This is a genomic window from Streptomyces sp. 63XJN7_1_ISO-PGPR-S23-121 (genome assembly GCF_056173025.1).
Genome location: NZ_CM149653.1, coordinates 4,692,406 through 4,704,616, shown reverse-complemented (window position 1 = coordinate 4,704,616; position 12,211 = coordinate 4,692,406). Strand labels below are relative to the sequence as shown.

1 protein-coding gene (cut by a window edge) is annotated in these 12,211 nt (G+C 70.3%); it reads left to right on the top strand.

Features of this window, described 5'->3' with window-relative positions:
- Nucleotides 1-12,211 carry the 3' portion of a type I polyketide synthase gene (locus tag AC0VYN_RS21025; protein ID WP_475532212.1) on the top strand. It extends 7,400 nt beyond the left edge of the window, so the window shows 12,211 of its 19,611 coding nt (coding positions 7,401-19,611); its start codon lies off the left edge, out of view; its stop codon occupies nucleotides 12,209-12,211.

Below are 12,211 nucleotides of genomic sequence, written 5' to 3'. Positions count from 1 at the left end.
GATGGCGTCTGCTCCTCAGGTCGTTGGCCAATCCCATGACTCGGTCGAGGCCGGTTTCTGGGATGCGGTGGAGCGTGGGGATGCGTCGGAGGTGGCGGATCTGCTGGCGTTGCCGGCTGAGGGGGCGTCACTGACGGCGGTGTTGCCTGCGTTGTCGGCGTGGCGTCGGCGGGACCGTGAGTTCTCGGCGGTCGAGGGCTGGCGTTATCGGGTGGTGTGGTCTCCGGTGGCGGTGGGTTCTGGTGTGTTGTCGGGGGCGTGGCTGGTGGTGGTGCCGGCTGGGTCTGCTGGTGACGCGTGGGTGGATGAGTGTGTCGCGGGTCTGGCGCGGTGTGGTGCGCGGCCTGTGGTGCTGGAACTCGATGCGCGCGAGCACGGTCGTGATGTGGTGGCCGGGCGGTTGCGTGGGGTGCTGGCTGGTGAGCCGGATGGGTTTGCTGGTGTGGTGTCGTTGCTGGCTTTGGCGTCGGGCCGGGATGTGGAGTTCGGTGCGGTTCCGGTGTCCGTCGCGCTCACGTTGGGGCTGGTGCAGGCTCTGGGTGATGTGGGTGTTGATGCCCGGTTGTGGTGTGTGACCCGGGGTGCGGTGGCGGTGTCCGGGGCGGAGCGGGTGGCTGATCTGGATCAGGCGCAGGTGTGGGGTTTGGGCCGGGTGGCTGGTTTGGAGCTGGCTGGTCGGTGGGGTGGTGTGGTTGATCTGCCTGGGGTGGTGGATGCCCGGTTGGTGGGGCGTCTGGCGGGGGTGTTTGCCTCGGGTGAGGGTGAGGTGGCTGTTCGTGCTGCGGGGGTGTTCGGGCGGCGTGTGATCCGTGCCGGTGGTGCGGGTGGTGCTGCTGGTGTTGGTGCTGGTTCTTGGCGGGTGTCGGGGACGGTGCTGGTGACGGGTGGCACGGGTGGTTTGGGTCGTCGGGTGGCTCGGTGGCTGGTGGGTGCTGGTGCGGAGCATGTGGTGCTGGCTTCGCGTCGGGGGTCTGGGGCTGTGGGTGTGGAGGGGTTGCGGGCGGAGTTTGCTGCTGCTGGTGTGGGGTTGTCGGTGGTGGCGTGTGATGTGGGTGAGCGGTCGGCGGTGGAGGGGTTGCTGGGGTGTGTGCCGGCGGGGTTGCCGTTGTCGGCGGTGGTGCATGCGGCTGGTGTGCTGGATGACGGTGTGCTGGATGGTTTGTCGGTGGGCCGGTTCGAGTCGGTGTTGCGGGCGAAGGCGGAGGGTGCGCGTCATTTGCATGAGCTGACTCGGGGTATGGGGTTGTCGGCGTTCGTGTTGTTCTCGTCGTTCTCGGCGACGGTGGGCGGGGCGGGGCAGGCCAACTACGCGGCGGCGAACGCGTATTTGGATGCGTTGGCGGAGGCGCGGTGTGCTGAGGGTCTGCCGGCGACGTCGATCGCGTGGGGCCCCTGGGCCGACGACGGCATGGCCGTCAGCAGTGCCGAAGTCAGCCGTACCCTGCGGCGCACCGGTATGCGTCCGATGGATCCCGAGCAGGCGCTGAAGGCTCTGGAGAGGGCCCTGGTCCTCGACGACGCCGCAGTCGCTCTGGTCGACGCGGACTGGCAGCGCTTCGCGGACACCTTCGAGGCCCGGCAGCTGTCCCGCACGCTCAGCGGAATCCCGGAGATCGCCCAGCTTGCGGAAGCGGCCGGGACCCGAGCGGCGGACACGGAACACGCCGAAGGGGCCTCCGCTCTCGTCCGCAAGCTGGCAGGGCTGCCCGAAGGCGAACAGCACCGGATCGTGCTGGAACTCGTACGTGCGCACGTCGCCGCCGTCCTCGGACACGCCGGGGCCGACGCCATCGCGCCAGGCCGCGCGTTCACGGAGATCGGATTCGATTCCCTGACCGCGGTGAACCTGCGCAACAGGCTCAACGAAGCCACGGACATGCAACTGTCGGCCACCCTGGTATTCGACTACCCCACACCGGCCGCGCTCGCCTCCCATCTGCTCACCGAACTGGTCGACGCGCGCGACGACGAGATCGTCCCGTCGCTCCCGGCCCCTGCGGCCGCCGCCGACGAGCCCATGGCGATCGTCGCCATGAGCTGCCGCTTCCCCGGAGGCGTGGCGACCGCGGAAGAACTGTGGAGCCTGCTCGCCGCAGGCGAGGACGCCCTCACCGGATTCCCGACGGACCGCGGCTGGGACCTCGACGGGCTGTACGACGCGGACCCGGAGGCGCTCGGCAAGAGCTACGTCCGCGAGGGCGCGTTCCTCTCCGACGTCAGTGGCTTCGACGCGGACTTCTTCGGTATCTCGCCACGTGAGGCGCTGGCCATGGACCCGCAGCAGCGACTGCTGCTCGAGACGGCCTGGGAGCTGTGGGAACAAGCCGGCGTCGACCCCGAGTCGGTGCGCGGCAGCCGAACGGGCGTGTTCATCGGCACGAACGGCGCTGAGTACGTGTCCCTCGTGGACCAGGGCTCGGACGTCACCGAGGGCTACGTCGCCACGGGCAACGCGGCCAGTGTCGTCTCGGGTCGCATCTCCTACACGTTCGGTCTCGAGGGCCCTGCGGTCACGGTGGACACGGCGTGTTCGTCGTCGCTGGTGGCCCTGCACCTGGCGGCGCAGTCGCTGCGCCAGGGCGAATGCTCCCGGGCGATCGTCGGCGGTGTCTCGCTGATGGTCTCGCCCCGGGGGTTCGTGGAGTTCAGCCGTCAGCGGGGGCTTGCTCCCGACGGCCGGTGCAAGGCGTTCGCCGCCGGCGCGGACGGCACCGGCTGGGGCGAGGGTGTCGGCCTGCTGCTGCTGGAGCGGCTGTCCGACGCCCAACGCAACGGGCACCAGGTGCTGGCCGTGGTGCGGGGCTCGGCCGTGAACCAGGACGGTGCGAGCAATGGTCTGACGGCGCCGAACGGTCCGTCGCAGCAGCGGGTGATCCGGGCCGCTTTGGCCAACGCGGGGCTGTCTGCCGGTCAGGTGGACGCGGTGGAGGCGCACGGCACGGGTACCAAGCTGGGTGACCCGATCGAGGCGCAGGCGCTGCTGGCGACCTATGGTCGGGACCGGTCGGAGGACCGCCCGCTGTGGCTGGGTTCGATCAAGTCGAACATCGGGCACACCCAGGCGGCTGCGGGTGTCGCGGGGATCATGAAGATGGTGCTGGCGATGCGGCACGGGCTGCTGCCGCAGACGCTGCACGTCGACGAACCCTCCCCGCACGTCGACTGGTCCTCCGGCACTGTGCGGCTGCTGACCGAGACCGCCACTCCCTGGACGGAGGGGGAGGAGCCCCGCCGAGCCGGTGTGTCGGCGTTCGGCGTCAGCGGTACGAACGCGCACGTGATCCTGGAACAGGCTCCGGCTGCCCTGGAGGAGCCGGTTGCGGAGTCCTCGCCCGGCGAGTCGCCGAGTGTCGCACCTGTGGTGGTGCCGTGGGTGGTGTCGGCGAAGTCCGAGGCGGCGCTGCGGGCTCAGGCCGAACGACTGAGGTCGTTTGTCGCGGACGGCGCCGAACTCGCTTCGGCGGACGTCGGGTTGTCGCTGGTGACGACGCGGTCGGTGTTCGAGCACCGGGCCGTGGTCCTGGACGGGCTGAACGGCCTGGGTGCGCTGGCCGAGGGCCGGGAGTCCGCGGGCGTGGTGCGGGGAAGTGCGGCCGGTGTCGACGGCCGTGCGGTGTTCGTCTTCCCGGGCCAGGGCTCGCAGTGGGCCGGAATGGCCGCCGAACTGCTGGAGTCCTCCCCCGTCTTCGCGGAGCGGATGGCCGAGTGCGCCATGGCCCTCGACCCGTTCGTGGACTGGTCGCTGACCCATGTCCTTCGGGACACGGACACTGACGCCTGGCTGGGTCAGGTCGATGTGGTGCAACCGGTGTTGTGGGCTGTGATGGTGTCGCTGGCCGAGGTCTGGCGGTCGGTGGGCGTGGAGCCGGCTGCGGTGATCGGCCACTCGCAGGGCGAGATCGCCGCCGCGTGTGTGGCGGGTGCATTGTCGCTCGAGGACGCGGCGCGGGTGGTGGCGCTGCGCAGCAAGGCGATCGGAGCGCTGTCGGGGCGGGGCGGAATGGTGTCCGTGTCGCTGAGTGCCGAGGAGGTCGGTGAGCGGCTGTCGGCCTGGGGGGGTCGTCTGTCGGTGGCGGCGGTCAACGGCCCGGCCGTGGTGGTCGTGTCCGGAGATGCGGACGCCCTGGACGAGCTGCTGGCGTCGTGTGAGGCGGACGGTGTTCGGGCCCGTCGCGTGGCGGTGGACTATGCCTCGCACTGTGCGCACGTGGAGGAGATCGAGGACGTCCTCCTGCGGGACCTGGCGGGCATAAGTCCTCGGGTCGCGAACGTGCCCTTCTACTCGACCGTGACGGGCGGTGTCCTGGACACCAGTGCCCTGAACGCGGGTTACTGGTACCGCAACCTGCGTCAGACGGTCCGTTTCGCCGACACCCTGCGTGCTCTGCTGGACGACGGCTTCTGTCTGTTCGTGGAGTCCAGCGCCCACCCGGTGCTGACGATGGGCGTCGAGCAGACTGCCGAGGAACACATCAACACGCCTGTCACGGCGGTGGGTTCGCTGCGTCGCGGCGAAGGAGGTCTGGGGCGTTTCCTGACCTCTGCCGCGGAGGCGTTCGTCGGCGGTGCGGCCGTCGACTGGGCGGGAGTGTTCGCGGGTACGGGTGCCCGGCGCGTCGTCTTGCCCACCTACGCCTTCCAGCACCAGCGCTACTGGGTCGAACCGTCCATCGCCCGCCAGGGCGACGTGACGTCGGCCGGTCTCTCGTCCGCCGATCACCCCATGCTGGGCGCGGCCGTGACATTGCCGGAGACGGGCGGGCATCTCTTCACGGGCCGGCTGTCGACACAGTCCCACCCTTGGCTCGCGGACCACGTCCTCTACGGCTCGGCACTCCTCCCGACCTCCGCCTTCGTGGAGTTGGCGTTGCGTGCCGGGGACGCCGTCGGCTGCGGTCGGCTGGAGGAGCTGACGCCCGAGACGCCCCTGATCCTGCCGGACAGCGGAGCGATTCAGCTCCAGCTCGCGGTGAGCGGACCGGACGACTCCGGCCGCCGTACGCTGAGCGTCTACTCACACCCCGAGGACGGGGCCTCGGAACTCCCCTGGACCTGCCACGCGCGTGGTGTGCTGACGGCAGACGCCCCGGTGAACCCGGAGGCGATCGCTCGGGGTATCGGCGAGTGGCCTCCGGCGGACGCCGACCCCGTCGATGCCGAGACGTTGTACGAAGGCGATGAGGAAGGTGCCGGCCTCGTCCGCGGCCCGGCCTTCCGTACGGTGCGTCAGGCGTGGCGCCGAGGCGAGGAAGTCTTCGCCGAGGTGACGTTGCCGGAGGAGCAGCGAGCGGACACCGGGCGCTACGGGATGCATCCGGTGCTGCTGGACGCCGCCTTCCATGCCCTGGACGGCATGGGGCTCAGCTCGGACGGCGACACGGCGGTGCTCCCGCACGCCTGGAACGGCGTCTCGCTCTACGCCGTCGGTGCGACCACGCTGCGTGTGCGGCTCACGCCGACAGCGCGGGACGGTGTCGCGATGCTGCTGGCCGACGAGTCCGGCCAGGTGGTGGCCACGGCGGACGTGGTGACGGCCCGGACGGTCACGCCGGACGACGTGGCCGTTGGGGGACAGGTGCCACACCAGTCGCTGTTCCGCGTGGAATGGGCGGCTCTGCCGACGGCGTCCGCCGCAATGGCGGCGGACGGTGCCCGACGGGCCGTCGTAGGCACCGGCGAGGCTGAGCTCCGTACTCTTCTCGGAGGCACCGGAACGGCCACTGACCAGTACGGCGCGGTGTACGCCGGTCTCTCCGACGTGCTGACGAACGACGAGAAAGTGCCCGACTACGTTCTGTTGCCGTTCCTCTCCGCGTCCGACTCCGGTGCCGGTGTGGGTGATCCGGCGGTGGTGCGGTCGGTGACGCGTCGTGCGCTGGAGGTGTTGCGGGAGTGGCTGGGTGAGGAGCGGTTCGCCGGGTCGCGTCTGGTGGTGGTGACCCGGGGTGCGGTGTCCGCTGTGCCGGGTGAGGATGTGACCGATCTGGCGGCTGCTGCCGTGTGGGGGTTGGTGCGGTCCGCGCAGGCGGAGCATCCGGAGCGGTTCGTGCTGTGTGACGTGGACGGGCACGAGGTGCCGGGCGGGGTGCTCGACGCGGTGCTCGCCACCGGTGAACCGCAGATCGCCGTACGCGAGGGGCGGGCGTCCATCCCGCGGCTGGCCAGGGCGACGGGCGCCGCCATTTCGGCGACGCCGGACTCCGTGGCGACGTCCGACTCCGTGTGGGACACCGACGGCTCGGTGCTGATCACCGGTGCGAGCGGTGTCCTGGGGCGCCTGGTGGCGCGACACCTGATCGCCGAGCACGGCATCCGGTGCGTGGTGCTGGCCTCGCGCCGGGGACGCGACATGCCCGGCGCCGCCGAACTGGAGCGGGAACTCAACGCTTTGGGGGCCGACGTGGTCTTCGAGGCGTGCGACGTGACGGACCGCGACGCGTTGGCCGGGCTGCTGGCGCGGATCCCCGCAGAACGTCCGCTGCGCGGAGTCGTCCACGCGGCCGGAGTCCTGGACGACGGCGTCATCGAGTCGTTGACGCCGGAACGGCTGGACCGGGTACTGCGTCCCAAGGCCGATGCCGCCGTGCATCTGCACGAGCTCACCAAGGACATGGGCCTGACGGCGTTCGTCCTGTTCTCCTCGGCCGCCGCGACCTTCGGCGCGGCCGGCCAGGGCAACTACGCGGCGGCCAACATGTTCCTGGACGCCCTGGCGGCGCACCGGCGCGCGCACGGCCTGCCCGCCGTCTCGCTGGCCTGGGGCTTCTGGGCCGAGCGCAGCGGGATGACCGGCCACCTGGGCGAGGTCGACATGGCCCGCATGGCGCGCTTCGGCATGACTCCGCTCCCCGCGGACGAGGGGCTGGCACTGTTCGACGCGGCCCAGACGACGGACGAGTTCCTGCTGGTGCCGACGCGTATGGACGTTGCCGTGCTGCGCGCCCACGCACGGCCCGGAACCGTACCCGCGATCCTTCGGTACCTCATCGGAGTCCCGGCCCGCCGGGTCGTCGAGTCGGCCGACGACGGCGGAACCCCCGCCCTCGCACGGCGCCTGGCCGGCCTCGCACCGCGCGAGCGGGAGGACGTCCTGCAAGAGCTGGTGGCCGACAGCGTGGCAGCCGTCCTGGGGCACGCGGACGGCGTCGCGGTGGAGCGTGCCTTCAAGGACCTCGGTTTCGACTCGCTCACCGCGGTCGAACTCCGTAACCGCCTCAACGCCGCCACCGGCCTCAAGCTCTCCGCCACACTCGTGTTCGACTACCCGACCCCGGTCGCTGCCGCCCGCCACATCCTCGGCGAGCTGCTGGGAGCGGATCACTCGGACGACGACCGGCAGGCAGCCGCCCCGCACCCGGTGACGACGACGCCGCGGACCGTGCCCGAGGACGAGCCGATCGCCATCGTCGGGATGGGTTGCCGCTTCCCCGGCGGCGTACAGACCCCCGAGGACCTGTGGCACCTGCTCGTCAACGACGTCGACGCGGTGGCCGGCCTGCCCACCAACCGCGGCTGGGATCTGGAGGCGCTCTACCACCCGGACCCCGACCACAAGGGCACGGCGTACGCGCGTGAGGGTGGTTTCCTTTACGACGCCGGTGATTTCGACCCTGGGTTCTTCGGCATTTCGCCGCGTGAGGCGTTGGCGATGGATCCGCAGCAGCGGTTGCTGTTGGAGACGTCGTGGGAGGCGCTGGAGCGTGCGGGTATCGACCCGGCGTCGGTGCGCGGCAGCCAGACCGGCGTGTTCTGCGGTCTGACCTACCACGACTACGGCGACCTGGTGCAGCAGGCCGGGGAGGCCTCGGAGGGCTACCTGATGACCGGCAACGCCGGCAGCGTCGCCTCGGGGCGGATCTCCTATACGTTCGGGTTCGAGGGCCCCGCGGTGACGGTGGACACGGCGTGCTCGTCGTCGCTGGTGGCCCTGCACTGGGCGGCCCAGGCACTGCGCCAGGGCGAGTGCACGCTGGCGCTGGCCGGTGGCGCGACGGTGATGGCCAGCCCCGGTGCCTTCGTGGAGTTCAGCCGCCAGCGAGGGCTCGCTCCCGACGGCCGGTGCAAGGCGTTCGCGGCCGGCGCGGACGGCACCGGCTGGGCGGAGGGCGTAGGCATGCTGCTCCTTGAGCGGCTCTCCGATGCCCGGCGCAACGGGCACCGGGTGCTGGCCGTGGTACGGGGTTCCGCGCTCAACCAGGACGGTGCGAGCAACGGTCTGTCCGCGCCGAACGGTCCGTCGCAGCAGCGCGTGATCCGGGCCGCGCTGGCCAATGCCGGGCTGTCGGCCGCCGAGGTCGACGTGGTGGAGGCGCACGGTACGGGGACGAAGCTGGGTGACCCGATCGAGGCGCAGGCCCTGCTGGCCGCCTATGGCCAGGATCGCCCGGAGGACCGCCCCCTGTGGCTTGGCTCGATCAAGTCGAACATCGGACACACCCAGGCCGCGGCGGGTGTCGCGGGGCTCATGAAGATGGTGCTGGCACTGAGGCACGGCGTTCTTCCGCAGACGCTGCACGTCGACGAGCCTTCAGCGCACGTGGACTGGTCGGCCGGTTCCGTTGAGTTGCTGACGGAGTCGGTGGCGTGGCCGGAGACCGGCCGCCCCCGCCGGGCGGGTGTGTCGTCGTTCGGTATCAGCGGCACCAACGCGCACGTGATCCTGGAGCAGGCTCCCGCTGTCGAGGTGGAGCCGGTTGCGGAGTCCGCTTGGGGTGTTTCGCCGGTGGTGGTGCCGTGGGTGGTGTCGGGGAAGTCCGAGGCGGCGCTTCGGGCGCAGGCTGGGCGACTGGCGGCGTTCGTGGGTGAGAGCACGGATGCGGTTTCCGTTGATGTGGGTTGGTCGTTGGTGTCGGCGCGGTCGGTGTTCGAGCACCGGGCCGTCGTCCTGGACGGGCTGAACGGCTTGGGGGTGCTGGCCGCGGGTGGTGAGTCCGCGGGTGTGGTGCGGGGGCAGGTGGTGCCGGGTCGGTTGGCGGTGCTGTTCTCGGGGCAGGGCAGTCAGCGGGTGGGGATGGGCCGGGAGTTGTATGAGGCCTTCCCGGTGTTCGCGGACGCTTTCGACGAGGTGTGCGCGGGCTTCGACGGTCTGTTGGAGCGGTCGTTGCGTGAGGTGGTCTTCAGCGGGGACAGTTCGGTTCTGGATGCGACGGAGTTCACGCAGTGTGCTCTGTTCGCGGTCGAGGTGGCGTTGTTCCGGTTGGTGTCGTCGTGGGGTGTGCGTCCTGATGTGGTGGGCGGGCATTCCATCGGTGAGCTGGCTGCCGCGTATGTGGCCGGGGTGTGGTCCCTCGAAGATGCGTGTGTGCTGGTGGCGGCGCGTGGCCGGTTGATGCAGGCGTTGCCCGAGGGTGGGGCGATGCTGGCGGTGGAGGCTGAGGAGTCGGTGGTCCGGGCTGCGCTGGCAGACCGGGAGAGTGTGGATGTCGCGGCGGTCAACGGCCCCACTGCTGTGGTCGTCTCCGGTACTGAGGAAGTGGTCGGAGAGCTCGAAGGGCTGTGGCGGGGTGAGGGGCGGCGGGTGCGTCGGCTGCGGGTCTCGCATGCGTTCCATTCGCCGTTGATGGAGCCGATGCTGGCCGAGTTCCGCGAGGTCGCCCGGTCGGTGGCGTATGAGGCGCCGAAGCTGGCGGTTCTGTCGAACGTGACGGGTGAACTCGCGGATGCGGCTGTGGTGTGCGATCCGGAGTACTGGGTCCAGCACGTGCGGGAGGCGGTGCGCTTCGCCGACGGAGTGACGCATCTGGCCGAGCACGGAGTGACGGCTGTCCTCGAGCTCGGCCCGGACGGTGTCCTGTCCGGCATGGGCGCCGAGTGTGTGCCGCAGATACTGTTCGCTCCGGTCCTGCGCAAGGACCGTGATGAGGCCGACTCGATGGTGCGGGCCCTGGCGGAGGTGTTCGTCCGGGGCCATGCGGTGGACTGGGCTGGTTTCCTCGCTCCGTCCCGTCCCCGGCTGGTGGACCTGCCCACTTACGCCTTCCAACGCGACCGGTACTGGGTCCAGCCTGTCCAGCCCGAGGCAGACACCTCACTCGACAGTCGTGACTCGGTCGAGGCCGGTTTCTGGGATGCGGTGGAGCGTGGGGATGCGTCGGAGGTGGCGGATCTGCTGGCGTTGCCGGCTGAGGGGGCGTCACTGAGGGCGGTGTTGCCTGCGTTGTCGGCGTGGCGTCGGCGGGACCGTGAGTTCTCGGCGGTCGAGGGCTGGCGTTATCGGGTGGTGTGGTCTCCGGTGGCGGTGGGTTCTGGTGTGTTGTCGGGGGCGTGGCTGGTGGTGGTGCCGGCTGGGTCTGCTGGTGACGCGTGGGTGGATGAGTGTGTCGCGGGTCTGGCGCGGTGTGGTGCGCGGCCTGTGGTGCTGGAGCTCGATGCGCGCGAGCACGGTCGTGATGTGGTGGCCGGGCGGTTGCGTGGGGTGCTTGCCGGTGAGCCGGATGGGTTTGCTGGTGTGGTGTCGTTGCTGGCTTTGGCGTCGGGCCGGGATGTGGAGTTCGGTGCGGTTCCGGTGTCCGTCGCGCTCACGCTGGGGCTGGTGCAGGCTCTGGGTGACGTGAATGTCGATGCCCGGTTGTGGTGTGTGACCCGGGGTGCGGTGGCGGTGTCCGGGGCGGAGCGGGTCAGCGACCTTGAACAGTCGCAGGTCTGGGGTCTCGGACGAGTCGCTGCGACCGAAGGCACCGAGCGGTGGGGCGGTCTGATCGATCTGCCTGGGGTGGTGGATGCCCGGTTGGTGGGGCGTCTGGCGGGGGTGTTTGCCTCGGGTGAGGGTGAGGTGGCTGTTCGTGCTGCGGGGGTGTTCGGGCGGCGTGTGATCCGTGCCGGTGGTGCGGGTGGTGCTGCTGGTGTTGGTGCTGGTTCTTGGCGGGTGTCGGGGACGGTGCTGGTGACGGGTGGCACGGGTGGTTTGGGTCGTCGGGTGGCTCGGTGGCTGGTGGGTGCTGGTGCGGAGCATGTGGTGCTGGCTTCGCGTCGGGGGTCTGGGGCTGTGGGTGTGGAGGGGTTGCGGGCGGAGTTTGCTGCTGCTGGTGTGGGGTTGTCGGTGGTGGCGTGTGATGTGGGTGAGCGGTCGGCGGTGGAGGGGTTGCTGGGGTGTGTGCCGGCGGGGTTGCCGTTGTCGGCGGTGGTGCATGCGGCTGGTGTGCTGGATGACGGTGTGCTGGATGGTTTGTCGGTGGGCCGGTTCGAGTCGGTGTTGCGGGCGAAGGCGGAGGGTGCGCGTCATTTGCATGAGCTGACTCGGGGTATGGGGTTGTCGGCGTTCGTGTTGTTCTCGTCGTTCTCGGCGACGGTGGGCGGGGCGGGGCAGGCCAACTACGCGGCGGCGAACGCGTATTTGGATGCGTTGGCGGAGGCGCGGTGTGCTGAGGGTCTGCCGGCGACGTCGATCGCGTGGGGCCCCTGGGCCGACGACGGCATGGCTGCCCAGAGCGCCCTGGTCAGTGGCCGCATGGAGCGGTTCGGGCTGCCGCCCATGGAGCCCGATCTCGCGGTCAAGGCAATGGAGCAGGCCCTCACCGGCTCCGATGCCTGCCCGGTGATCACCGATGTCGACTGGTCACGCTTCGCCAAGGAGCTGAGCGGTTCCCGCAGCAGTGCGCTGTTCGGCGAGATCGCCGAAGTCAGGCAGGCGTACCAGAGCGTCGGCGACTCGGAAGACGCCTCGGCCGAGCGCACTCAGCCGCTCGCGGAGACCCTGGCCTCCCTTCCCGCAGCCGAGCGGGAGTCGGTGCTGCTCGACCTCGTCCGCAAGAACACGGCGATGGTGCTCGGGCACGCCACCCATGCGGGGATCGACGCGGAGCGCGGCTTCTTCGAGATGGGCCTCGACTCGCTCACCGCCGTGGAGCTCCGCAACCGGCTGAACGCGGCCACCGGCCTGCGGTTGCGGCCCACCACGCTGTTCGACTACGCGTCGCCCTCGGCACTGGCTCACCACCTTCTGGCGGAGCTGGCCCCGGACGACGCCTCACCGGAGAAGGCGTTGCCCGTGGAGATCGACCATCTCGAGGCCGTTCTCACCGCACTGCCGCAGGACGACATCGCCCGGACCAAGGCGGTCGTCCGACTCCAGGCGATGCTCGCGAAGCTCGACCAGCCGGGTGCCGCGTCCACCGAGGGCGTCGGACCCGACGATGCGGTGACCGACGACCTCGAAGACGCGTCACTCGACGAACTCTTCGACGTGATCGACCGAGAACTCGGGGATGCCTGA